The organism is Marinobacter sp. LM1 (assembly GCF_042763285.1).
Lineage (GTDB): Bacteria > Pseudomonadota > Gammaproteobacteria > Pseudomonadales > Oleiphilaceae > Marinobacter > Marinobacter nauticus.
In genome coordinates, this window is record NZ_CP114373.1 from 225,393 (window position 1) to 249,676 (window position 24,284).

At 59.4% G+C, this 24,284-nt stretch carries 24 protein-coding genes and 1 riboswitch; of the genes, 12 read left to right on the plus strand and 12 right to left on the minus strand.

Annotated elements, in window-relative coordinates:
- Positions 1–31: 31 nt before the first annotated feature.
- Both OZ656_RS01000 and OZ656_RS01005 read right to left on the minus strand, forming a co-directional pair.
- Positions 32–754, minus strand: coding sequence for a 3'-5' exonuclease (locus OZ656_RS01000; RefSeq protein WP_153739778.1), 723 nt, complete (start codon positions 752–754; stop codon positions 32–34).
- Positions 747–2,624: a putative nucleotidyltransferase substrate binding domain-containing protein gene (locus tag OZ656_RS01005; RefSeq protein ID WP_011783821.1), complete on the minus strand. Its 1,878-nt coding sequence runs from the start codon at positions 2,622–2,624 to the stop codon at positions 747–749. The genes OZ656_RS01000 and OZ656_RS01005 overlap by 8 nt, the downstream gene beginning before the upstream one ends.
- 140 nt (positions 2,625–2,764) lie before the next feature.
- Here OZ656_RS01005 and cobU point away from each other — a divergent pair, with 140 nt between their 5' ends.
- Positions 2,765–3,295, plus strand: coding sequence for a bifunctional adenosylcobinamide kinase/adenosylcobinamide-phosphate guanylyltransferase (gene cobU / locus OZ656_RS01010; protein WP_014420182.1), 531 nt, complete (start codon positions 2,765–2,767; stop codon positions 3,293–3,295).
- Here the strand turns inward: cobU and OZ656_RS01015 are convergent.
- Complete coding sequence (locus OZ656_RS01015) at positions 3,279–3,878, minus strand: histidine phosphatase family protein (protein WP_278349788.1); 600 nt, start codon at positions 3,876–3,878, stop codon at positions 3,279–3,281. The two genes, cobU and OZ656_RS01015, sit on opposite strands and share 17 nt — an antisense overlap.
- Before the next feature lie 4 nt (positions 3,879–3,882).
- Positions 3,883–4,941, minus strand: coding sequence for a nicotinate-nucleotide--dimethylbenzimidazole phosphoribosyltransferase (gene cobT, locus OZ656_RS01020; protein ID WP_278349789.1), 1,059 nt, complete (start codon positions 4,939–4,941; stop codon positions 3,883–3,885).
- Between the two features lie 114 nt (positions 4,942–5,055).
- Here cobT and cbiB point away from each other — a divergent pair, with 114 nt between their 5' ends.
- The 10 genes from cbiB (at position 5,056) to bluB (ending at position 16,241) form a co-directional block, all read left to right on the plus strand.
- Positions 5,056–6,015, plus strand: coding sequence for an adenosylcobinamide-phosphate synthase CbiB (cbiB, locus tag OZ656_RS01025; RefSeq protein ID WP_278349790.1), 960 nt, complete (start codon positions 5,056–5,058; stop codon positions 6,013–6,015).
- Positions 6,012–7,076 carry a threonine-phosphate decarboxylase CobD gene (gene cobD, locus OZ656_RS01030; protein WP_278349791.1) on the plus strand — a complete coding sequence of 355 codons (1,065 nt, stop codon included), beginning with the start codon at positions 6,012–6,014 and terminating at the stop codon, positions 7,074–7,076. Before cbiB ends, cobD begins: the two co-directional genes overlap by 4 nt.
- 24 nt (positions 7,077–7,100) lie before the next feature.
- Positions 7,101–7,310, plus strand: a riboswitch (cobalamin riboswitch).
- Between the two features lie 154 nt (positions 7,311–7,464).
- Complete coding sequence (locus OZ656_RS01035) at positions 7,465–9,273, plus strand: TonB-dependent receptor domain-containing protein (protein WP_278349792.1); 1,809 nt, start codon at positions 7,465–7,467, stop codon at positions 9,271–9,273.
- A 26-nt stretch (positions 9,274–9,299) separates the two neighbouring features.
- Positions 9,300–10,190, plus strand: coding sequence for a cobalamin-binding protein (locus OZ656_RS01040; protein ID WP_273030766.1), 891 nt, complete (start codon positions 9,300–9,302; stop codon positions 10,188–10,190).
- A 69-nt stretch (positions 10,191–10,259) separates the two neighbouring features.
- A complete protein-coding gene (locus OZ656_RS01045) occupies positions 10,260–11,174 on the plus strand; it encodes an iron ABC transporter permease (protein ID WP_050999037.1) in 915 nt (304 codons plus the stop codon).
- Entirely contained in the window at positions 11,174–11,968 is a 795-nt protein-coding gene (locus OZ656_RS01050) for an ABC transporter ATP-binding protein (protein ID WP_273030763.1), read from the plus strand. The genes OZ656_RS01045 and OZ656_RS01050 overlap by 1 nt, the downstream gene beginning before the upstream one ends.
- Positions 11,969–12,119: 151 nt before the next feature.
- A complete protein-coding gene (locus tag OZ656_RS01055) occupies positions 12,120–13,427 on the plus strand; it encodes a cobyrinate a,c-diamide synthase (RefSeq protein WP_278349793.1) in 1,308 nt (435 codons plus the stop codon).
- Between the two features lie 34 nt (positions 13,428–13,461).
- Positions 13,462–14,073 carry a cob(I)yrinic acid a,c-diamide adenosyltransferase gene (cobO, locus tag OZ656_RS01060; protein WP_011783832.1) on the plus strand — a complete coding sequence of 204 codons (612 nt, stop codon included), beginning with the start codon at positions 13,462–13,464 and terminating at the stop codon, positions 14,071–14,073.
- Positions 14,074–15,543 (plus strand): cobyric acid synthase, encoded by a 1,470-nt coding sequence (locus tag OZ656_RS01065; RefSeq protein WP_278349794.1) that lies wholly within the window; start codon positions 14,074–14,076, stop codon positions 15,541–15,543. It abuts the gene before it with no gap.
- A complete protein-coding gene (gene bluB / locus OZ656_RS01070; RefSeq protein ID WP_278349795.1) occupies positions 15,540–16,241 on the plus strand; it encodes a 5,6-dimethylbenzimidazole synthase in 702 nt (233 codons plus the stop codon). Before OZ656_RS01065 ends, bluB begins: the two co-directional genes overlap by 4 nt.
- A gap of 14 nt (positions 16,242–16,255) precedes the next feature.
- Here bluB and OZ656_RS01075 read toward each other — a convergent pair whose 3' ends face one another.
- Complete coding sequence (locus OZ656_RS01075; RefSeq protein ID WP_023007792.1) at positions 16,256–16,675, minus strand: hypothetical protein; 420 nt, start codon at positions 16,673–16,675, stop codon at positions 16,256–16,258.
- Between the two features lie 15 nt (positions 16,676–16,690).
- The gene (locus OZ656_RS01080; RefSeq protein ID WP_023007791.1) at positions 16,691–17,269 is read right to left on the minus strand and encodes a nucleotidyltransferase domain-containing protein; all 579 of its coding nucleotides are present in this window, start codon (positions 17,267–17,269) and stop codon (positions 16,691–16,693) included.
- Positions 17,270–17,383: 114 nt separating this feature from the next.
- On the opposite strand from OZ656_RS01080, the gene OZ656_RS01085 reads away from it, so the two are divergent.
- Entirely contained in the window at positions 17,384–18,052 is a 669-nt protein-coding gene (locus OZ656_RS01085; RefSeq protein WP_153739788.1) for a DNA-3-methyladenine glycosylase I, read from the plus strand.
- Positions 18,053–18,065: 13 nt separating this feature from the next.
- Here the strand turns inward: OZ656_RS01085 and cobS are convergent, their stop codons facing one another.
- The 6 genes from cobS to OZ656_RS01115 form a co-directional block, all read right to left on the minus strand.
- The gene (cobS, locus tag OZ656_RS01090) at positions 18,066–18,827 is read right to left on the minus strand and encodes an adenosylcobinamide-GDP ribazoletransferase (RefSeq protein WP_011783835.1); all 762 of its coding nucleotides are present in this window, start codon (positions 18,825–18,827) and stop codon (positions 18,066–18,068) included.
- Between the two features lie 75 nt (positions 18,828–18,902).
- Positions 18,903–20,651: a glycosyltransferase family 39 protein gene (locus OZ656_RS01095; protein WP_011783836.1), complete on the minus strand. Its 1,749-nt coding sequence runs from the start codon at positions 20,649–20,651 to the stop codon at positions 18,903–18,905.
- 9 nt (positions 20,652–20,660) lie between these two features.
- Positions 20,661–21,227 carry a TVP38/TMEM64 family protein gene (locus OZ656_RS01100; protein WP_227548780.1) on the minus strand — a complete coding sequence of 189 codons (567 nt, stop codon included), beginning with the start codon at positions 21,225–21,227 and terminating at the stop codon, positions 20,661–20,663.
- A gap of 103 nt (positions 21,228–21,330) precedes the next feature.
- Complete coding sequence (locus tag OZ656_RS01105; protein WP_153739789.1) at positions 21,331–22,098, minus strand: glycosyltransferase family 2 protein; 768 nt, start codon at positions 22,096–22,098, stop codon at positions 21,331–21,333.
- Positions 22,099–22,185: 87 nt separating this feature from the next.
- The gene (locus tag OZ656_RS01110; protein WP_278349796.1) at positions 22,186–23,598 is read right to left on the minus strand and encodes an ATP-binding protein; all 1,413 of its coding nucleotides are present in this window, start codon (positions 23,596–23,598) and stop codon (positions 22,186–22,188) included.
- A complete protein-coding gene (locus OZ656_RS01115; protein ID WP_011783840.1) occupies positions 23,595–24,278 on the minus strand; it encodes a response regulator transcription factor in 684 nt (227 codons plus the stop codon). Before OZ656_RS01115 ends, OZ656_RS01110 begins: the two co-directional genes overlap by 4 nt.
- Positions 24,279–24,284: the final 6 nt, after the last annotated feature.

The window sequence follows — 24,284 nt, forward strand, 5'->3', positions numbered from 1 at the left end:
CTATCGGTTGCTGGGGCTTGGGGCTATGGCATCACACCCACAGATCGCCAATGGGGGTCTCCGGGCTGAAGTGGTGCAGGATCTGGGCCTGTAGCAGTTCCGCGGTGGCGATGGCGTCGATCAGGGCGTTGTGGGAAGCATAGTGGGGCAGGCCGTAGCGGAGCCGGCTGTCGGCCAGGCGGATGGAGATCGGTTTTTTGCCCATCAGTTGCTGCCAGCGGCCTGGGTTGCGGTTTGGGTGAAGGTGGGCTTCGATGGCCATGGTGTCGATGACCGGGAAGCGGAGTTGTTCGTTCAGGCGCCACTGCAGGGCGGTGTTCAGGAACGGGCGTTCGATGTTGCGGTAGTGCACCACGGGGATTCGGCCGTTGAGGTGTTCGAACAGCGGGTCGAGTACGTCTTCCAGGTCCGGGGCGTTTTCGATTTCGCTGTGGGTAATGCCGTGGATGGTCACAGAGGTTTTGTGCAGGGGCAGTCTGGGGCGAACCACCTGGTGCCAGCATTGGCCGAGCTGGATGCCTGTCAGGGTAAAGGGCACCAGGCCGATGCTGACGATGGAATGCTGGTCGGCTTCCAGGCCAGTGGTTTCGAAGTCCAGGGCCACTAAGGGGACATCCCGGACAGGCGTGTCCGGACTGGGGCAGCCGGCTTCGTAGAAGGCGCGGATTCTGGCGTCTTTCGCCTGTTCGGCGCCTTTGCGGTAGTTCTCTGGCCAATTCTGCTTGCTGTTGCCGCTTTTGATCACGCTAGACATTCCGGGTGGCTCCCCCGGCGTTATAGCGGAAGCGCAGGAATTTCTGGGCGTTGCTGACGATCTGGAAGGCGTCTTTCAGGTGGCTGCGTTCAAATGGCGACAGGTCCTCCGGGCGCACGTTGTTGTCCGGGTCGCGGCCCTCTTCGATGGCCAGGGCCTGATGGCGGATGCGGACGATGGAGATGAATTCCAGGGCATCCCGCAGGTTGCCGGCGTCGTCGTCCAGCATGAGTTTGGTTTTGGCAATGTCGCGCAGGCGCTCGAAGGAGTTCTGGGAGCGGGAACCGCAGGCCAGGGCGTGCACCCGGATGAGATCAGAAACCGGTGCGGTGCCGCGGCGTTTGAGGTTGAAGGTTTTCTGGTGCTTGCCGTCCTCTTCCAGGACGAAGGTGCGGAAGAAACCCAGGGGCGGCGTGCGGTTCAGGGCATTGCGGGCCAGGAAGGTAAGGAAGCGCTGGCTGTTGCTGGCCTTGTTCACGATCAGGGTTTTCAGCTGTTCGGCATAGTCAGTTTCGCCGTAGATGCCGTCCAGGTCGAAGAAGATGTTGCTGTTGAGCAGGGCTTCGGCTTTGGGGTTGTCGATCCAGTCGGTGAAGTAATCCTTCCACACGCTCAGCGGTTGTCGCCATTTCGGATTGGTGGCCATGATGTCACCGGTGCAGTAGGTGTAGCCGCATTCAGCCAGGCCGTCTGAGACAAATTTGGCCAGGGCCAGGAAGTATTCGTCGTGCTCTTCCGGAATGAAGCTGTCGTCCAGCACCATGGCGTTGTCCTGGTCGGTAACCACCAGCTGTTCATCCCGGGCCATGGAGCCGAGAGCCATAAAGCAATACGGGATGGGTGGCGGGCCGAGTTTTTCTTCGCCCAGCTCCAGCAGGCGCTGACTGAAGCTTCGACCGATGCCAGCCATGGCGCTGCCGATCATGTGGGAGTTGGCGTCTTCATTCACCATGCGCACGAAGCTGTCGCGCACTTCGCGGCTGATTTTCTTCAGGCCTTTGACGTCGTTCTGGTGGTAGATGTTGCTCACCAGGTACAGGCTGCTTTGGCTCTCGTATTTGACGATGTCGGACAGCGCGATAACGCCGCGCACTTCATGGTCTTCCATGACTGGCAGATGGTGCACGTTATTGTGCAGCATGGTAAGCATGGCTTCGAAGATGTAGCTGCGGGCGCTGATGGTAATCAGCCCTTCGGACATGATCTCGCTGATGGGGGTTTCTGATGGCAGGGCGTTGGTGACCGCCCGGGTGCGCAGATCCCGGTCGGTGATGATGCCCTTGAGCCGGGGCGAATCCCCACTTTCGTCCATCAGCAGCAGTGCCGACACGCCGTTGTCGGTCATGATCCGGGCGGCTTCCTGAAGGCGCACGGTGGTTGGGGCAGAGACTGGCTCGCGGGCGATTAGCCGGGTGACCTTGGCGGACATCAGTTCGTTGGATTTGTGCCGGCGCGAGACCGCCGAACGCAGACGGCTGTGGTCTTCAATCTCGACAAAATCCGCGAAGTTCTCGTCGTTTTCCCACAGATGCTGGAAGGTCTCGTAGGGGATTTTGTAGATCAGGCAGTCTTCGATGGCTTTGGCCGGAAAGCGCACTTTCTGATTGCGCAGCAGGCCAAACTGGCCAAAGATTTCGCCCTCACCGATGCGGTTGTATAGCTCGCCGGAGCGCCGGAAGATTTCCACCGCACCGCTGCGGATGTAGTGCAACCAGTAGTTCTGCTGGCCCAGCTCAAGGATCTGGGTGCCGGCCCGGTAATAGGCCACTTCGATGCCAGTGACGATGCGGTCGAGCAGTTCTTCGGGCATTTCGTCGAAGGGAGCGTGTTGGGCGATGTGGTTGCGGATGTCGAGCAGCTCGGCCTGCATGGGTTCTCCAGGGTTAATCGGTCTTGTTCTGAAGCCGGCGATTGCGGTGCCGCCGTTTCCGGAGTCTGGCCAAACTATAGCAGTTGTCTGTCCGGTTGGTGTACCTTGGCACCGGAATGGGGCGGGCTGGAGAAAGGTTTATGGTCAACAAGTTACTGGTAACCGGCGGGATTCGCTCCGGTAAGACCGGGCTGGCTGAGCAGAGGGCCAAAGCGACCGGTGACGACGTGGTTTATGTGGCGACCGCGACGGCAGGCGATGATGAAATGGCACTGCGTATCCAGCGTCACCAGGAACTGCGGCCGGACCACTGGCAGCTTGCTGAAGAGCCGCTGCGCCTGGGTCAGGTATTATCAGAGTATGCCAGCGGCCCGGGAGAACCGCCGTTGCTGTTGGTGGACTGTATGAGCCTGTGGCTGAGCAATCTGCTGTTTGCCGACGGCGCCTTGTTCCAGCCCGAACGGGCGGCCTTTCTGGAGGCGGTTGAGGTCTATCCTGGCTCCCTGGTCATTGTGACCAACGAAGTGGGGCTCGGGACCATCGGCATGGATCCGCTGACCCGTCGCTTTGCGGATGAGCTGGGCTGGCTCAATCAGGCCCTGGCCCAGCGTTGTGATGAGGTGGTGATGGCCGTGGCGGGTTTGCCACTTACCCTCAAGGCTGGTGGCTGATCAGGCTGCGAAACACACCGAATTCGGACTGGTCCACCTGTATCCGGCTGCGGCAGGCGTAAGGCACGGCAAAGCCGGTGAATGATCTCTCCAGCGGAATGCCCAATACATTGGCCAGCACCATGCGGATCACGCCTCCGTGGCAGACCACCAAGACCCGTTTGCTGGCAAGTGTTTGCTGCCATCGATTAAAGCCATCGATGGTGCGCTGGTAGAAATCTGTCACAGCTTCACCGCCGGGGGGGAGGCAGTTGATGGGATCCTGCCAGAAGTGGTTGAGGTGATCCCCATAACGCTCCTGGATCTGCTCTGCGGTCAACCCTTCCCACTCACCGAAGCCGATCTCCCGGAGATCTTCTTCGATGTGCAGTGGAATGCTGTGTTCCTCGGCCAGTTGCTGGGCAAAGCGTCGGCATCGTTGCATGGGTGAACTGACGATGGCATCCCACTGATCATCCTCGGCGATGGCGGCTATCATCTGTCGCCATCCCTTGTTGCTCAGAGGGTCGTCTTTACTGCCCCGGAACATCTGGCCACCTTCTGGTTCGCCATGGCGTATCAGGTCGATCACTGTGGTGGTCATGGGGCTATTCTCCCGCTTTGCCGCTGACACCGGCGTCGGTAAAGCTGGCCATCCGGTTATGCAGGGCGCAGGCGGCGCGCAGCAAAGGCACGGCGACGGCGGCGCCACTGCCTTCGCCCAGGCGCATGCCAAGGTTCAGCAGGGGCGAAGCATCGAGGGCCTCCAGCACGGCACTGTGGCCGGGTTCGGCTGACCGATGCGCAAACAGAAGCCACTCCCGTGCCCCCGGTTGTTGATGCACGGCCACCAGCGCGGCGACAGAGACAATAAAGCCATCCACCAGCACCGGGATCCGGCGCGCGGCACAGCCCAGGATGGCGCCGGTCAGTGCGGCTATTTCGAAGCCTCCCAGAGAGGCCAGTACCGTCAGCGGGTCCCGGTCGGGGCCATGTCGGTGCAAGGCCTTCTCAACCACGCGGGCCTTGCGGGCAACGCCCTCGGAGTTCAGTCCTGTGCCCGGGCCAACGAGGGTGGTGGGCTGCTGCCCCAGCAGGGCACAGGCCAGTGCTGCAGCACTGGTTGTGTTGCCTATGCCCATGTCGCCACCAATAAACAGGCGGCAGCCAACGTTTGCGGCACGCCTGGCGGCTTCGTCGCCACTGGATAGCGCGGATTCAACCTGGTGAGAGGACATGGCCGGTGATTCTGCCATGTTGGCCGTGGAAGGGGCGATAATCTGATCTATGACGCCCGGTAATTCCGGTACTTCGCCAACGGTACCCAGGTTGACCACTTCCAGACTGGCACCGAGTTCCTCGGCCATCACGCTGATGGCGGCGCCGCCGCTGGCAAAATTGGCGATCATCTGGGCGGTGACAGCCTGAGGAAAGGCGGAAACGCCTTCAGCGCAAACGCCGTGATCGCCGGCAAACACCACCATTCGCACCGGATCAACGCTGGGTCTGTCGGTGCCGTGCAGGCCCGCCAGACTGATGGCGAGCTGTTCCAGCTGCCCGAGAGAGCCGGGTGGCTTTGTGAGCACCTGCTGGCGCTCGGCGGCAAGCGCTGTGTGCTGAACCGAGGGCCGTGGGGGAGACGTGAGCCAGCTGTCGGGCAGTGCCATGGCGATGGGTCCTTGTGGGCGGAAAACCGAGGATGGTCTAACCGGGAGGCAAGGCTGTCAAGTTTCGTGACCGGTCGGTTAGACTTGCCGGCAATTCATTAAGGGAGACCTGCGTTGGATACGTTTTTGGTTGCAGTGCTGGTGTGCGCTGCTGCGGTTTTGTTGGACAGCCTGCTTGGTGAGCCCCGGCGATGGCATCCGCTGGTGGGTTTCGGCCGGTGGGCGTCGCTGCTGGAACATAGCCTGAATGGTCAGCAAACGGTCGCTCTGAATAGTTGGTTGCGGGGGCTGCTGGCAACTCTGGTAGCGGTCATGCCAGCCGTCGTACTGGCAATTTTTCTGCAATTCCTCCTGGAGGGCTGGCTGTGGCTGCTCACTCAGGTGGCCGGTGTCTGGCTTGCCATTTCATTACGGGGGCTGGCAGAGCATGGTCGGGCGGTGTCGAATGCGTTGGCGTGCGGGGATGGCGCCAGGGCCCGGCTGGCGGTTGGCCGAATTGTCAGTCGGGATGCAGCAGCGTTGAGTGACGAAGGCGTTGCCGCCGCGGCCTCGGAATCCATGCTGGAAAACGGTGCGGATGCGGTGTTTTCAAGCGTGTTCTGGTATCTGGTCGCTGGCTTGCCCGGACTGGTTTTGCACCGGCTGGTGAACACGTTGGATGCCATGTGGGGCTACCGGACGCCACGATATCTGTATTTCGGACGCTGCGCCGCCAGGCTCGATGATGCTATGAACTGGGTGCCTGCCCGGCTAACTGCCTTGACCTATGCGTTGCTGGGCAATACCCGGTTGGCACTGCAATGCTGGCGTGAGCAGTCAAAAGCGTGGGACAGCCCTAATGCTGGCCCGGTGATGGCTGCAGGCGCTGGCGCACTGGGGGTCACTCTGGGCGGCCCGGCGCCTTATGCCGTTGGCATCAAACAGCGACCGGTGCTGGGCAGCGGGCAAGGCGCCACGGCGCAAACCGTGGAGGGCGCGATTTCCCTGGTTCAGCGTGGCGTGATGTTGTGGCTGTTGGTGTTGTTGGCCTTGGCCGCAAGTCTGAATGCGTTCTGGTCAGGAGGTATCGGGTGACAGCGTTCGATGGTGCTGATTTGCCGGAGCATGGCGGCCGCCTGAGGGCCGCGGCTCAGCGCTGGGGCATTCCTCCGGAACAATGGCTGGATCTCTCCACCGGTATTAATCCTGTGCCCTGGCCGGTTCCGGCAATTCCGGCGGAGGTATGGCAACGGCTGCCGGAGCCGGAGGATGGGCTGGAAGAGATTATCCGTATCTGGGCCGGGGCACCGGAGCGTGCCTGCTGCCTGCCTGTGGCAGGCTCCCAGGCGGCGATCATGGCACTGCCAGCGGTTCGTGCCCGGATGCATGGTTTCGGTCGGGTGGCTGTGCCCATGCCCGGTTATCGTGAGCATGGTCATGCCTGGCGGCGAGCGGGTTTCGACGTGGTGGCGATTCCTGAACAGGCGACAATGCAAGCGGAGCTGGCATGGTTGGATTCTGTGGATGTAGTAGTCTGGATACAGCCGAATAATCCGACCGGGAAGCTGATGGATCCTGCCCGTTTACGGTTTTGGCACGAGCGGCTGCGCGAGCGTGATGGCTGGCTGGTGCTGGATCAGGCGTTTATTGAGGGCGAGCCGGGCTTCGGCCTGGACCCGTGGGCGGGCGCTCCGGGGCTGATCGTGTTGCGCTCACTGGGCAAGTTTTTCGGGCTGGCCGGTCTCCGTGCCGGTGCGGTCCTGGCCGATCCTGGCCTGGCGCGCCAGCTGGCGAACGAACTTGGCCCCTGGGCGGTCAGCGGTCCGGCCCGGTACCTGATGGCCAGGGCTCTGCAAGACCGGGCCTGGCAGGTGGAGGCTCGTGCCAGCCTGCAAACGGCAAGACTGCGAATGGACGGTCTGCTCAGAAAATCTGGGATGCCGATCCCCGCCGGCACCCTGCTTTTCAGAACGGTTCAACATCCCCGTGCAGCGGACATTGCCGAACAACTGGCTCGCCGTGGCATTTTGGTCCGACGTTTTGATGCACCCGCAGCCCTGCGTTTCGGTTTGCCGCCGGATGAAACCGGTTGGCAACGGCTGGAGGGTGCGTTGTCTGAATTAACATATCTCATTGACCACCCCCACCCTGGTTGATAGTCTTGCCCGCGATTTCAGGTGCTGTATGCATTTTGTCCAGGCTGGCGATAGTCCGGAGGAGTGCTCGCAGTGAAACGGGAAGCCGGTGACATTCCGGCGCTGCCCCCGCAACGGTAATCAGGTGAAAGGCAATCCAGTACGCCACTGTGCCAACGGCATGGGAAGGTGGTTGCCCCGGAGCATCGGCTCCGCCTGTAAGCCCGGAGACCGGCCTGAAAGGCGGAACCGTGAGTTCCGGACACCAGACGTTGCGGAGGGCGACGGCGGTGGGTGAACCTGGCTCGCAAGTACTGACACGCCCTCCACCCCCGTCTGAGCAGTCTGTCTTCCTCCGCAGTTAATTGATCGACCGTACGGGTGCGTGCGGTGAACCGTGAGTGAAGCTATGAGTACTGCCAAAGCCCTTCCCGTCCTGATGTTGTTACCACTGGCGTTTCCAGCCGTTGCCGCCGATGAAGCGTCGGATGAACGCAAGCTGGAACCGATTGTCGTTACCGCCACCCTTGGGCCTCTGACTGCGGGTGAAAGCCTGTCATCGGTCACGGTTATTGACGAAGAAACCATCCGCGAGCAAAGCCCCTCAGAGTTCACCCAGCTCCTGCGAGGACAACCCGGAATCAACGTGACCGGCAACGGTTCCTTTGGAAAAACCACCAGTGTCTACACCCGCGGTACGGCCAACGACTCCACGCTGCTGCTGGTTGATGGTGTGCGCCTGCGTTCGGCCACATCCGGTGGTCCTTCCTGGCAGTACTTTCCCGTTGAACTGATCGAGCGCGTGGAAATTGTCCGTGGCGCCCGGAGCTCACTGTACGGTTCCGATGCTGTCGGTGGTGTGGTGCAGGCCTTTACGTTGGACCCGGAAGACACGCCGGCAGGTTGGGTAGAAGCCGGTGCAGGCAATTTCAACACGCAGAAGGGTAGTGCCGGTGTTGCTGCCCGCGCTGGAAATACCCGTTTCAGCCTGAGTGGTTTGCATAAAGAAACCGACGGTACAGCAGTGATCACCGATGGTGACGACCGGGGCTTCCGTAACACCGCCGGTATCGGACGTGTCGTCCATGAGCTGGACTCCGGCGGAGAAGCCAGCCTGGTGATGGTGCAAAGCGAGGGCAATACCGAATACGAAGGCGGCGAAATTGATTTCATGATTCGCACCATCGGCTTCGGGCTGGAAACCCCGGTGAGTGACTACTGGCGGCATTCACTTCAGTTCTCTGAATCCCGGGACGAAACCGACAACATTACGCCCACGTTCAACAGCACCTTCAATACCCGTTCACGGGCAGCGCGTTGGGACAACACCTTTACCTGGAATGTCCATGAGCTGGTGGTAGGGGCAGAGTTAATGACTGACGAAGTCAGCGGTACCACCGATTACGCCGAGACCAGCCGCACCAACACCGCCCTGTACAGCCAGTTGCGCCTGAACTTCGGCCCAACCGACCTTCAACTGAGTGTGCGCGGTGACGACAACGAAGCCTACGGCAAAAATGAAACCGGTGGCATTGCCCTTGGCCATGCTCTGGATCGATCCCACCGAGTACGGATCAGTTATGGTACGTCTTTCCGGGCGCCCACCTTCAACGATCTGTATTTTCCCGGCGCCAACCCGGACCTGGAGGCAGAAGAGTCCGGCACGGTGGAGTTGGGTGCCAGTGGCCACTATCAGACCTGGTTCTGGGATGCAGCGCTGTTCCAACTGGATGTGGACAACCTGATTGCCTGGAGCCCGACCCCCAGTGGCTTGTGGACGCCAATGAACGTCAATGAAGCCCGAATCCGTGGTGCCGAGTTCAGCGCTGGTTTTGAGCGGGATGGTTGGCGCGGTGATGCGGCTCTGACGCTGTTGGATCCGGAAGACCGGGAAACCGGAAACCGACTCCAGCGCCGGAGTGGCAAAACCTTGCGTCTTGACCTGAGTAAGCGCGTTGGTACCTGGGACTTCGGTGGCACAGTGGTGGCCGAAGGTTATCGTTACGATGACCGTGCCAACGACGACAGACTGCCCGGTTTTGCTACTCTGGACTTGCGGGCGGGCTGGCGCTTTGCCCCTGACTGGTCAACCCGGCTGACGCTGGCTAACGTGCTGGACAAGGAATACAGCACCGCTCGTTATGATCGGCAGAATGACCTGGACTACATTGCAGCCGGCCGCACTGCCATGCTGACCGTGCGTTACGATATCCGATAATAACCGTTAAACCGGGGGAGGCCTCTGTGGCAGATCTGAAGGCAATGGCTTTGATTCTGGGCGGGATGCTGCTGGCATTCCCCGCCCTGGCATCGCCGGTCTGTGCCACGGATGATCTGGGTAAAGAGATTTGCCTTGAGCAACCGGCACAACGGATTGCCGCGCTTTCCCCCGGGGCTACCGAGCTGGCCTGGGCTGCAGGAGCCGGCGATCAGGTGGTCGCAGTGGTCGCCTACAGTGACTACCCCCCGGCCGCCAAAGAAGTCACTTCGGTTGGCAGCCACACCCGCATGGACATGGAGCGCCTGTTGGAACTGCAGCCGGATCTGGTGATTGGCTGGGTAACCGGTAACCCGACCGAGCAGTTGGCGACACTCAGAGAAATGGGTGTGCCTGTGTTCTCCATCGAGCCCCGCAGTTTTGAGGCTGTGTCTCACACCATTGAACGTCTCTCTATCTTGGCCGGTACCGACGCCGCGGGTTTTGCCGAAGCTGAGCGATTTCGCAAAGGCATTACAGACCTGCGAGCCAGGTTTACCGATGCCGACCCGGTACCGGTGTTCTATCAGGTGTGGGATGAGCCTTTGATGACGATTAACGGTGACCATCTGATTGGTGAAATGATTGAGCTGTGTGGGGGTGACAACGTGTTTGGCCACCTGGAACGGTTGGTGCCCAGAATCAGTGCCGAGGCCGTTATTGCGGCCAATCCCGAAGCTATCCTGGCGGGCGGGATGGGGGAGGAAAACCGCCACTGGCTGACTCGATGGCAGTCATTCCCGAGCCTGACCGCCACAGAGCGGGACAACCTGTTTTTTATCCCGCCATCTCTGGTACAGCGACCAACACCGAGAATGCTCGAAGGTACGCGCCTGTTTTGTGAAAAACTGGAGGTGGCCCGTGACCGGCGACCTTAATGGAGCCCTGGCGTGATCCGGCCGATCACTTTGCCACTGTTGGTGCTGGCTCTGGCCGGCGTGCTGGCCATGGTGATCTCGGTCGGTGTTGGCAGCGTGGCGATATCACCTGCTGATGTGCTGTCGGTGTTTCTGGGTGAAGGCTCGAATCTCCAGCGCACGCTGATCCTTGAACTCCGGCTACCCAGAACCTTGTCGGCCTTTGCCACCGGAGGTTTGCTGGCCGTGGCCGGGGCCCTGATGCAGGTATTGCTGCGTAACCCGCTTGCCGATCCCTATGTTCTGGGCCTGTCCGGCGGCGCCGCTGTTGGTGCGTTGCTGGCGATGCTGGCGGGACTTGGCGGCGCGGTTATTTCCGGTTCTGCCTTTGCCGGTGCCCTGCTCGCGACCTTGATGGTGTTTGGGCTGGCCCATGGCACTGGCAGCTGGACGCCCTCCCGCCTGTTGCTGACCGGGGTGGTGGTGGCCGCTGGCTGGGGTGCGGTGATTACCCTGATGTTGGCGATCAGCCCGGCCCGGGAGTTGCCGGGCATGCTGTACTGGCTGATGGGCGATGTTTCTTACGCCCGGATACCATGGCCCGGACTGGGATTGTTGACTGTTGTTTGTGTTCTGGTGGTGCCACTGGGTCGGAGCCTGAATGTGTTGGCTCGGGGACCGATGCAGGCGGCGGCATTGGGTATTTCGGTGCGCCCGCTGGAATGGCTGATTTACATTCTCGCCAGCTTGCTCACCGCCACGGCGGTCACCATGGCGGGCAGCATAGGCTTTGTCGGCCTTGTGGTTCCACATATGCTCCGGCTGGTGTTGGGCAATGATCAGCGACTGATTCTGCCAGCCTGTGCCTTGGCTGGCGGCACCCTTCTGGTGCTGGCGGATACCCTGGCGCGGGTGGTGATCGCGCCGGAACAGCTACCGGTGGGTGTGATCACCGCGTTGCTGGGTGTACCTACGTTCCTGTACCTGCTGTACCGGAGTCGGTGATGGACGCCATGCAGAGCCGCCACATGCAGACCCTGAGTACCCGGAACCTGGTGATTGATATTCCCGGCCGCGCCGATGGCTACCCGCTGGATTTAACCATCGGCTCCGGTCAGATCTGGGGCGTGCTCGGGCCCAACGGTGCCGGCAAGACCACTTTGCTGCATACGCTCGCAGGCCTTCGGCCGCCTCGCGCTGGTGCTTTGTATCTTGATGATGTTTCGGTATCCGGAATAAAACGCCGTGTGTTCTCTCAACAGCTGGGGCTGGTGTTCCAGGACCGGCAGGACGGCTTCCCGGCAACGGTAATGGAAACCGCGCTGATCGGTCGCCATCCCTGGTTGTCTCCGTGGCAGATGGAAGGGGCAGGCGATCTGGCTATGGCGCAAAGGGCTCTTGAAGCGCTGGATGTCCTGCACCTGAAAGACCGCCTGGTCAGCACCCTTTCTGGCGGCGAACGCCAGCGAGTCGCGATTGCCACCCTGATGACCCAGTCGCCTCATACCTGGTTGCTGGACGAACCGACGAATCATCTGGATCTGCATCACCAGGTGGCCGTCATGAAACTGCTCACCGACCGTGCGGCAGCCGGGAACGCGATTTTCATGTGCCTGCATGATCTGAATCTGGCTGCCCGCTGGTGTGATCATATTCTGCTGATGTACCCCAATGGCGAAGCTTGCTGGGGCCCGGCAGAAAGGATGCTGGTGCCGAACGCTCTGGAACGTTTGTACAACCAGCAACTGGCAACGGTGGAAGTGGATGGCGCGCCTTTTTTTGTGCCGAGACGAACCTGACCTCGAGCCTTGTGCAGCAACCGGTGGCGGGGTGTGCCTCCCGGGACACGCTGTAAATACGTCCCTGTACGCTCGACAAAAACATCCCTGTTTTGACGGTCCCGGGAGGCACACCCCGCCACCGGTCGCCAAACTTATGGAGTTGGTTTGAATGATGGAAAATAAGGTCCCAGCGGCCATGATCACCGCCCCCGGCTCCGGCCAGGGCAAGTCCATGGTCACCGCCGCCCTGGCCCGACTGCACCGGAACGCCGGCCGTAACGTCCGGGTGTTCAAACACGGGCCGGATTACCTGGACCCCATGGTGCTGGAGGTAGCCTCCGGTAACCCGGTTTACCAGTTGCACCCCTGGATGACCGGCGAGGACGAGTGTCGGTGGCGGCTGGCCGAGGCCGCCCAGAGCGCGGACCTGATTCTGGTGGAGGGTTCCATGGGCTTGTTTGATGGCAGCCCCAGCAGCGGCGACCTGGCCAAACTGGCGGGTATTCCGGCCCTGCCCGTGATTGATGCCAAAGGTATGGCTCAGACCTTCGGCGCGGTTGCCCTCGGCTTGGCGAGCTTTGATTCCGAACTCCCTGTTCATCAGGTAATTGCCAACAAGATTGGCAGCCCCTACCACGGCGAGCTGCTACGGGAGAGCCTGCCGGAAGGTATCAGCCTGCTGGGAGCGATACCCCGAAACGATGCCATGAACATTCCGGACCGGCACCTTGGTCTGGTCCAGGCGGCTGAAATGGACGACCTCAGTGATCGGCTGGATAAGGCTGCCGAAGTCCTGATGTCAGCGGGCATGGATGTGCTGCCCAAGCCCGTGTCTTTTCATTTTGAGGCACCTTCCCGGCCAGAACTGCTGCTGGCGGGGCTCAGGATCGTGGTTGCCAGGGATGCGGCCTTCAGTTTTATCTACCGCGCCAACCTGGATCTGCTCACCGCCATGGGCGCTGAGCTGGTGTATTTTTCGCCCCTGACAGATTCGGAAGTGCCGATGGCCGATGCACTCTGGCTACCGGGCGGCTATCCAGAGTTACATGCTGGGACCTTGGCTGAGAATCAGGCCATGCTCGCGTCGATTCGCGCCTTCCACCAGGCCGGTAAACCCATTCTGGCAGAGTGCGGTGGTCTGATGGCCTGTGCCGAAGAGCTGGCAGATAAAGACGGCAAAGTACATCGTCTGCTGGGCCTGGTGCCCGGGCGGGCGACCATGGCTAACCGACTGACCGCACTGGGTCTGCAAAGTCTGGAAACCCAGCTCGGCGGGTTGCGGGGCCACACCTATCACCATTCGAGTCTTGAGACACCGTGGCTACCTGCCGCCAGGGCGAAGAAACAGGCTGGCTCGGAAGGTGAGGCGGTGTATCGCGACCAGAATCTGGTGGCCAGCTATTTTCACGGATACTTCCCGTCAGCGCCTGCTTTGATTAGCGCGATCTTTCGCGGTGAGGAAATCCGGTTTTCTTGAGCAACTCGAACGCTTTAACCCAAGGAGAGTCATCATGCGTGAACGCGCCAAAGACCCCGAACGCCATGCCAGGCGCATGGCCGCCAAGCAGAAAATCATGCAGGAGCGCATCGCCCGAGCCCAGAAAGAACAGGGCGTGTTGCTGGTGCTCACCGGCCCCGGCAAGGGCAAAAGCAGTTCAGGCTTTGGCATGGTGGCCCGGGCTCTGGGCCACGGTATGAAAGTGGGCATCGTCCAGTTTATCAAAGGCGCATTCAGCACCGGTGAGGAAGCTTTCTTCCGTGAGCTGCCGAACGTCACCTACCACGTGATGGGACAGGGCTACACCTGGGACACTCAGAACCGGGAACAGGATGTTAAGAGCGCAACCGATGCCTGGGAAGTTGCAGCAAGCATGCTGAGCGATGACAGCTATGACCTGGTACTGCTGGATGAACTGAATATCGCCCTGAAGTACGACTACATCGATCTCGATAGGGTGCTGGACGACCTGCAGGCCCGTCCGGAAATGCAGCATGTGGTGGTCACCGGTCGCGGGGCTCCGCAGGAACTGATTGATCTGGCTGATACGGTCACCGAGATGGGTGTGGTCAAACATGCCTTCAAGGATCAGGGCATCAAGGCCCAGAAGGGTGTGGAGCTGTAAATGCCCACCCTGATGGTGCAGGGCACCACCTCGGATGCTGGCAAAACCACGGTGGTGGCGGCGCTGTGTCGCTGGCTGGCCCGGCAGGGGGTCTCAGTCGCGCCATTCAAGCCCCAGAATATGGCCCTGAACAGTGCAGTCACCGTGGATGGCGGCGAGATTGGCCGTTCCACGGCGTTACAGGCGCTGGCCTGTGGCCTGGAGCCCCACAGCGACATGAACCCGGTGTTGTTGAAACCCCAGAGCGATTGCGGCGCCCAGGTGATCTTGCGGGGCAAGGTCCATGGCAATATGGATGCTCTGGATTACCACGCCTACAAAGCTGAGGCGATGAATTCGGTGATGGCGAGCTGGCGGGATCTGAGCGCCCGCTACGATGTGGTCATCGCCGAAGGCGCCGGCAGCCCCGCGGAAATCAACCTGCGGGCCAACGACATTGCCAACATGGGTTTTGCCGAAGCCGCCGATTGCCCGGTGTTGCTGGTAGGGGATATCGACAAGGGTGGGGTTTTCGCCCAGTTGGTGGGTACACTGGCGTTGCTTTCCGAGAGTGAGCGGGACAGGACGGCGGGTTTTGTCATCAACCGGTTCCGGGGTGATATTGGGCTGTTGGAGCCCGGGCTGGACTGGCTGACGGAACACACGGACAAGCCGGTGTTCGGCGTTTTGCCATACCTGCACGGGTTGGTGATCGACTCCGAAGACAGCGTCAGTGCCGCCGGCACCAGTGAGGCCGGCGCCCTGAAAGTGGTGGTGCCGGTATTGCCCCGAATCAGCAACCACAACGATTTTGATCCGTTGCGACTCCACCCGGGCGTTGACCTGGTGTTCGTGGGGCCGGATGAACCCATTCCGCCAGCCGATCTTGTTATTTTGCCCGGCAGCAAAAGCACCCGGCACGACCTGCAGTGGCTGAAGCAACAAGGCTGGCCGGAGGCCATCCAGAAACACCTGCGGTATGGCGGCAAGCTATTGGGTATCTGTGGCGGCTTCCAGATGCTGGGACTTAAAGTGGAAGACCCGGAAGGGCTGGAAGGTGAAATCGGTATAACCGAGGGCCTGGCCCTGTTCGAGATGGTGACCCGTATGGTGCCGGGCAAGCAGCTTCGAATGGTAATTGGTGGGCTGACTTCCCATATTGCCAGCACGGCGGTGACAAGCGCCCTGAAAGGCTATGAAATGCACAACGGTGTCACGGAAGGTGCCGCGCTGGTGCGCCCATTTGCAGAGCTGGAAGGCAGGCCGGATGGCGCCGTCAGTGCGGATGGCCAGGTGGCGGGTACCTATATCCACGGCGTCTTCGACGAGCCAGCCGCCTGCAATGCCATTCTGGACTGGGCAGGCCTTAAAACACAGGGCGAGCAGTCGGTGGACTACCAGCGTCACCGTCTGCAGCAGCTTGATCGCCTGGCCGATCAGGTGCACCAGTGCCTGGACACAGACCGGTTAAGGAGACTTTTGCAGTTGTGAGTAACCCGAATGATCCCTTCAGCGAGGCCCAGCGCGAAGGCCTGTACCGGGCCATCTTCGAGCGCCGGGATGTGCGCTCTCAGTTCCTGCCGGATGCCATTCCGGAGGCGGTTCTGGCGCGCATCCTGAGAGCTGCCCACCACGCCCCGTCCGTCGGCTTCATGCAGCCCTGGGATTTCATCGTGATCGACAGCCTGGCGGTGCGCGAGCAGGTGCTGGACAGTTTTAACAATGAAAACGCAAAGGCCTCGGAAAACTACACCGGCGAGCGCCAGCAAACCTATCGGAGCCTGAAACTGCAGGGCATTCTGGAAAGCCCCATCAACCTCTGCATCACCTGTGATCGATCCCGCGGCGGCCCCAATGTCCTGGGGCGTAATTCCATTATGGAAATGGATCTGTTCAGCACCTGCCTGGCGGTGCAGAATCTCTGGCTGGCGGCACGGGCCGAGGGCATTGGCGTGGGCTGGGTGAGCATCCTGGATCAGGATGTACTGTCGAATATCCTGCAGTTACCGGATCATGTATACCCACTGGCCTATCTCTGCCTGGGCTATGTCAGTGAATTCCTGGAGCAACCGGAATTACAGTCCAAAGGCTGGCGTTCCCGGCTGCCGCTGGAAGATCTGGTACATGGTAATACCTGGGGTGGCGCCCTTGATCAGGAGTCCCTGCTGGCCCGGTTAAAGCAGGTCTGACATCGGGATGGACGTCAGTTTCCTATTGGCGGCAGATCCCTCACCAGTGATTGCAGCTCGCGAGTGATCGCAATCAGCTCCTTCAGCAATTGGGGGTTCACGTCCATGTGGCCCTCGTATTCGGCCAGATTGCGGGCCGAATGACACTTGTCCAACACGCGCCATTTGGCATTGGGTAAGCCAATGGTGTGTTGCAGGCACTGGAAGACAATATAACGGCTTTCGGAACGATACCCGTGCCATCTCAGGGCGGCGAGCGATAATGCGTGGGCGGCGCCATAAGCCAGAGAGAACTGGCTGTCCTCAGACAATCCCTCAATGCAGGCGTCCCGGAGCTTGGTGTCGGCAGCCTTGAGCATGCCTTCGAACTCCCGGGCATCAGGTGGTTCTGCCTTGAGTCGTCGGATCCTGACCAGATTATCGAGTGCTTCCATGCAATGTGTCTTGTCTCAGTGGCTGAAGCGGAGGTCGAGGCGGGGTTGGTCCAGCACCCGGGTGACAAAACTCTGATTGTCTTTGATACGCTGCTCGAACTCGGCGGGAGAGTATAACGTGGGATTGATGGTTCGTTGTAATTGTTGTTCGGCGGGGGCCAGCAGTTCCATAACCTCGCTGTAACTGAGATCGTGGCCGATCAGCATGACATCGACATCGCTGCCCGCATGGGCATCCCCTTTTGCCACGGAACCGTAGATAAAGGCTTGTTCGAGAGTATCCGCCAGTGGCGCCAGGGCATTCCGGAGCACATCGGAAATACCAAAGGTTTTCTGGACGATGTGTTTCAGCTCATCGAAGATCGGGTTGTCCGGGTTGGCCTGGTAGTGGTTCTGGTTGCCTTGGCGGGTCATGACGACCAGACCGGAATCGGTCAGTTTGGCCAGCTCCCGGACAACGGTGCCGCGCCCTATATTTGCTAGACGTACCAGTTCATTCAGGTACAGGCTCTGGTCTGGATGGCCGTAGATAAGCGATAGCAGGCGCTGTTGGGTTTTGGTAAACAGTGCGTCACCGATACTGGTTCCAGGCATGGTCAGGTCGCATCTCATGAGTCTCAATATGGGTACTTTAGTACCTGATTTGGGTATTTTCAATCCCATATTGGGATCTTTAAGTCCCAATTTGGGGATCTCTGTGGAGGGTCTATGAAGTTTTCTGTGTTTTACCAGCAGGCCTTGGCCCGGAAGGGTGGCGAGCAGGCCCTGAAATCCCTGTTGCCTCCGGTCACCGAAAAACATCGTCTGGCGGAGATCGGCGACGACCGTTACCTGTCCGAGATCACCCGATGCATTTTCAAGGCTGGTTTTGTCTGGCGGGTAATCGAGAACAAGTGGCCGGATTTTGAGGCGGCCTTCGAAGGGTTTGTGCCCGCCTACTGGCAGCAGGTGCCGCCAGAAGTGATCGAGCAGCTGGCTACAGACGAGCGTATCGTTCGCAACATGCAGAAGATCCGGACCGTGCCGGAAAATGCCCGGATGATCATGGATGTGGCGAAAGACCATGGCAGCTTTGGTCAGTTTCTGGCCCAGTGGCCGTCGACCGATCAGGTGGGGCTGCTGCTCTACCTGAAGCGTAACGGTGAGCGTCTGGGGGGGAACTCAGCCCAGTACTTCCTGCGCCGGGTGGGTTGGGATGGTTTTATCCTGTCCCACGATGTGGTTACCGCCCTGACCCGGGCCGGAATACTGGATGCCTCACCGGCCAGCAAGAAAGGCATGAGCCAGGCCCAGGAGGCGTTCAACCGTTGGCACGAAGAGACGGAAATGCCCATCAGCCACCTGTCCCGGATAGTGTCCTTCACGGTGGATAACTGACGATGCCCCCACGTTAGAGAAACAGCAACAGCGCCAGTTCACTGAACACGACAGCTGCGCCCAGGGTGTCGCCGGTGTAACCACCGAGCTGGCTACGAAGATAGCTGCCCCAGAACACAGCAACCAGCAGGACGGCCGTTATGGCTGCGGGAATCAGTAACGGCTGCCAGAGTGATAATCCGGCTGCCAGCAACAATACAAACCCCGCGGCCGCCAGCAAACGGCTGCGGGAGAAACCGTCTGCCACCGGCTTGGATTTACTCTTATCGGGGTCAGTGACGTACGGCAGGCAGGCCATCAATATCAGTGGTGTCAGCCGGGAAACCGCAGGTGCCACCAGCAACGCAAGCCAGATCAATTCAGCCTCAGCCAGCAGAGCTACTTTCAGCAGCAAGGCCATCACCAGTGCCACTGTGCCATAGGTTCCGATCCGGCTGTCTTTCATGATCTCCAGTCGTTTTTCAACGGTATAGCCGCCGCCGAGAGCATCAACACTGTCGGCCAGGCCATCTTCGTGGAAGGCCCCGGTGATAAACAGGTGCAGAATAACTACCAGGATAATGGCCGCCAGCGGGCTGGCCACCAATGAGAACAGAAAGTAGGCGGCGCAATAGCCAAGGCCGAGCAGAAGGCCCACCAGGGGAAAATAAACGCTGCTCTGGTTCATCAGGCGCTGGGAGTAATCAATCCGAACGAGCATTGGGATACGAGTCAGGAAGCCCAGGGCCAGCCAGAAGGCCTGCCATTCTTGTGCAATCTGCGAGCGAGGGAGCAAGGGCGCCTCCTTGAGAATTCAAAAGCGCCCATTGTACGTGAGACCAACAAAATTTGCGGTGTTCTCAGGGTTGCATCAGTCCAACCACTTCCCGGGGTTTTCGGTGGTAAAGCGTGTCACCTTGTCCGGTGGTTCACAGCTGTCAGTCATGTCCTGGTCGCTCAGCAGCACGTAGGTATCCCGGTGAGCGGTGCCAATTGATTTTGCGCCGTCAGTGGTGAAGCACGACAGAGCATGCCGATCGGCCACAATGAGGTAACTGTCTGGCGTCTTCTTCATCCAGACCCATGCATTACGATCTTCCTGTTCCAGTGAACTGAAGAAGCTGAAATGAGTGAAATCCCGCTTCGAGAAAAGAATAAACTGTTCACGGAAATCAATCATGCCAATCTGCCCGCCGGCAGGCACGAACTGCTCGGCTGCGGCGAGCACATTTCTGGGTGTGCGCAATGGCTCGAGAATCCGATAACCCCAGGTTGTGAACACCAGCCAACTCACCATCAGGGCAATGAACCAGCGCCCGAGTGCCCGACAGCGCCAGAACGCCATGAGACTTGCGACCCAGATAAAACCAAGGGTGAACAACAGGGTGCCGGCTTCGTGCAGTCGAGCCGGATCCTGGGTGTAGTCAGCGACCTTTTCCACCAGACGAGGGTGGTCATTCCAGGCTAGGACGCCCAGGATGATCAAGGCTGCACCAAGCAGCAGATGCAGAACACTGATGACCGCCCCGAACCAGCGTGCCGGGTTTTGTCCACTCAATGCCGGGGCCAGGCTCAGGGCCAGTGCCGGCAAAGCCGGGAGCACATAGACCCCGCGTTTACCCGGGCTCAGGCTGAAAAATGCCACCACCAACACGACCCACGCCAGCAGAACCACCACGTCCAGCCTGTGTTTGAGAATCTCACGAATGGGCCGCAGCAGTGCCAGGAATAGCAGCGGCAGCGGAAACCACAGCGAGGGAATCACGCTGACGACGTAGTAATACCAGGGCTGAATGTGCCCCCAGGAATCGGCATAGCGCTCACCGGTCTGTTTGAACAGAATGTTGTCGCGATAGGCCAGGGCCTCGTCCGTGCCCAGGTGACTGACGGCCAGCACCATCGGCACCAGCCAGGCTGCCACAACGGCCAGCATGACCAGGGGCCCGAGGGCGCAGCGCCAGCGGAGTGTGCCCTGAAACCGAGAAGTGTCCTGCAGTTTCAGGGCCAGTATCGGAATGAACAGCAAGGCGGGCAGAAAGCCAACCCCTTTGGTAATAATGCCAAGCCCCATAAAGGCCCAGGCCACGAAATACCAACGCCAGGACGGCTGCACGAAAAAATGCCGGATCAGACCGTAACAGGCCACCATGATCCAGCAGGCCACCATGGCATCAATCTGGGCTCGCTGGGCCTGAATCAGGAACTGGGGTGCCACCATCAGCAGCAGTGCGGCAATGGCGCCGGTGCGTTGGTTCCACAAGCGTGTGCCCAGATCGAACACCAGGCCCAGGGTTAGCAGGCTGCACAGGGCGTTCGGCAGCAGAAACGCGATTTTCAGGTTGCCGGTCAGCCAGTAGAAAAAGGCGATGGCCCACATGAACACCGGTGGTTTGTCCGGGTAGAGTTCGCCGCCCCGCATGGGCAGCAGCCATTGCCCGGAGGCCACCATTTCCCGGGCGACTTCGGCGAATCGCGGTTCGTCGGCGGGCCACGGAGAGCGTAACCCGATGCCGGTCAGAATCATGAGTGCCGCGAAGGCCAGTACCACCAGTAACAATCGGTTGTACGGCAGATTGAATAAGGTGTCGGGTAAACGCCGAAGACGGAAGTCGAGTGTCATAATCGCAACTCAGGAGGGGTCAGATACGGAATCAGCAAGGGTCTGATTGCGCTGGTTGTGATACAGGTAAGCGCCAATGGCACTTGCCAGCGCGAACAGAACCGCGCTTACCACAAGCTGATCGAGACGGGCCTGGCCAATCCCTGCGCCGGCCATTGCAAAGATCACCATCTGGGGCAGGTAGCCAAGAACGCTGCCCAACAAAAATGGGACGAATCGTATCCCGGAACACCCGGCGAGGAGATTGGTGACAAGATTGCTGCCTACCGGCAACAGCCTGATCATGAGGATTTTGAGCAGGGTGCCTTCCGTGAACAGCAGGTCAAAACGTTGCATGCGATCTGAAAAACGGTTCAGGAGTGATGTTCGCAAAAGCCAGCGTGCGACAAAAAAGCAGCCTGTCGCGCCAATGGCTGTAGCGATAGTCGATAGGATCGCACCCTGAATGCTGCCTGCGGCAAATCCCAGAACGAAAGCGAGGACCTGTCTGGGGGCTCCGAATCCAGTGAAAAGTGCACCGAGCAGCGTAATGGCTGAAAGTCCTGCCAGCCCATTACTGTTCAGGAAATCTGCCACGCGCTCCTGATCGGTCAGAAAACCGAACCAGTCCCCGCTCATGGTCAGATAGCCTGTTAATACCAGGATGGCGAAAGATAGCCAGCGCAGTCCCGAAGCCATATCAAGCCCGTTCCGTTGCCGGTCGACTGTTGTTCGGATCCTCTGGGTTTGCAATTTGAGGAACTCGTGTGCGGTGAAGTAACCACATAACGCCGATCATATCGACGATTCCGGCCCATGCACGGTTCCAGGCATTGTATTTGGAAATCCCGGCCATTCTTGGGCGATGATTGACCTCGACAATGGCGATTTCGCCTCCCGCGCCTTTCACCAGCGCGGGAATGAACCGATGGGCGTGATCGAACCACGGCAGTTTGAGAAAGGTCGACCGGGGAAACAGCTTCAGTCCACAGCCTGTATCGGGAACTCCATCATGTAGAAAGGCGTTGCGAATACGATTAGCCAGGCGTGATTGGAAACGTTTCCATGCTGTATCCTTCCGATTTCTGCGATAGCCGGCAATACAAAAGTCGGGATTGTGGAGTCTGTTCGCTTGTTGCAACAGTGCTGGAATATCGGCGGGGTCGTTTTGACCATCTCCGTCCATTGTCACAATCAGTTGGCCCGTGGCGCGAAGGATACCGGTCGCCAGTGCCCCGCTCTGTCCGATGCTCTGTTCATGTCGAACCGCCAATAGCCTGCCCCCCAAAGCCTCGGCAGTGCGACGAGCTGTTGCCAGTGTCTGGTCGGAACTGCCATCGTCCACGAGCACGACTTCAAAGCCCGGGTAATCCCTCATAACGTTGAAGGCCTCGGTCAGCAGCTTCGCGATGTTTTCCTGCTCGTTTTTTGCAGGAATGACCAGTGACAGAGTGCTGTGCTGAGACATTGAGATATTCTCCAAGATGTTAACCAAACCACGTTGCCGTGCGGTTTATGCCTTGGAGAATTATCAGCCTTGAAGCTTAACCGAATCTTAAGAGCGTTTCGTGAGCGCCGGGCATCGTGCTGGCAGCCATACTTGCACACAAAGCCCGGGTTGACCGTCTGCCCTGTCTGCCAGGATAAGATGGCCGCCATGGAGCTCGGCAATACGCCGAGCAATCGCCAGCCCCAGCCCTGCGCCTCCTCCTTTACGTTGATCCAGTCGCACAAACCGGCTGAGTGCGCGTTCACGCTCCTCCGCGGGAATTCCAGGACCCTGGTCACAAACCGAAATGGCGTAGCCTTCACCTGCGGGAACGAGATTGGTGGTGATTATGGTATGAGGCGGACTGTATTGGATGGCGTTGGCCAGCAAGGAGCGCATGAGGGTGTTAATCAGGGCACGATGGCAGCTAATCAGGGACTGACCTGTTTCGTCCTGGAGCACCGGCTCTATGTTTTTCTTTAGCGCCAGCGGTGCAACATCTGCGATGCTTTGTTCCAGAATGGCGGAAAGATTGTGATGCTCCGGCGGAAACTGAGCGCCGGAGTCCACCCGACTCAGTAACAGCATTTGTTCGACCAGATGAACCATTCGGTCTACGGCCTGGATAAGGTCTCCATATTGTTCGGGGTTGTCACCGTAAACTTTCTCCAGGTTCAGGCGCAGCGCGGCCAATGGGGTTCGCAGCTCATGTGCCGCATCAGCGGAGAAGCGGCGTTCACGTTCCAGAGCCTGATTCAGCCGTCTCAACAGGCCGTTGACTGCGTGCACCAATCCAGCTACTTCTTTCGGAGCCTGACGATCATCGAGGGGATGGATGTTCTCCGGCGCCATGTTCCGAACCGGTTTTTCGAGCTTTCTCAAAGGCTTGAAACTCACCTGAATTGATGCCAGTACGGCTATGGCCAGTAAAGGTAACGCCAACAGAAAGGGCAGTACGTTGCCCAGTGCAATTTCCTGGCTCAGTTCATCCCGAACGTCTTCTCGCTGGGCGGTACGTATCCAGAACCCGGTCGATGGATCTCGAATGGTAAACGTTCGCCATTGATAGCCGGCGGCTTCCTGCCAGGCAAATCCTGGCTCAAGGCCTTGGGCATCGTTAGCCCGGAGAGTGTCCAGAACAGGTTGTTGATCAGGAGACCAGACTTCGAAAGCGATTTTGCGTTCGTATTTATGCCCGGCACCGTCGGGCAGAATTTCGTCCTCTTCTTCATCGCCCTGAAATAATGCGTCCGGCAATTCGAGAGTTTTCGACAGCGTAAAGGCTAACTGCTCGATAGACTGAGTGCTCGAGAGATGTTCCACCAGCCCCTGCACAATCCGGGTACTTTGTGCCAGCTCCGCATCGAACAGTTCGTCCAACTGGTGATTGCTGACATAGAACCCCCAGCCTGCCGCGATCAGAGTGATCATAAAAACAGTGCTGGTAATTAGCAGAATCAGCTTCCGTGTCAGGCTCATATTTCTTGGCCTTCCGAGGCTGCTTTGCTGTCCAGCATGTAGCCAACGCCGCGCACAGTGCGAATGGCCTGCTTACCCAGCCGCCGGCGCAGATGGTGAACGTGAACTTCCAGGGCGTTGCTCTCGGCACCCTGATCCCAGCCGTAAAGTTGTTCCTCCAAACGTCGTCTGGTTGCCACCTGATCAGGGTGCCGCATCAGATAGTGAAGGATCTGCAGTTCGCTACGGGGTAGCACGAACGTCTCTGTGCCTACCTGCAATTGCGCAGAGTCCGGATCAAGCACGAGTCGCCCCACCTTGAGTCCTGAGACTCGTGTGCCTGAGCGGCGGCGAGTAACCGCCCTTATCCGGGCTTTCAGTTCTGACATGGCAAAGGGCTTGGTCAGGTAATCGTCTGCCCCTGCATCCAGTCCCTGTAGTTTTTCGGTCAGTTCGCTCCGCGCAGTCAGGATGATGATGGGCAACTCTACGCCCTGCTCCCTCACCTGGCGGACAATGTCCAGGCCATCGACACGGGGTAACGTCAAGTCAAGAATGGCCAGGTCAAAGCTCTCGTTCAGTAAGGCGTTCAGAGCCTGTTGGCCATCATCGACCCAATCTACGGTATTCTGGTCGTCCCGGAGCATGCTCAACATGGTGTTGGCCAGGGGGTGGTCATCTTCGGTCAGAAGTATGCGCATTCTGTT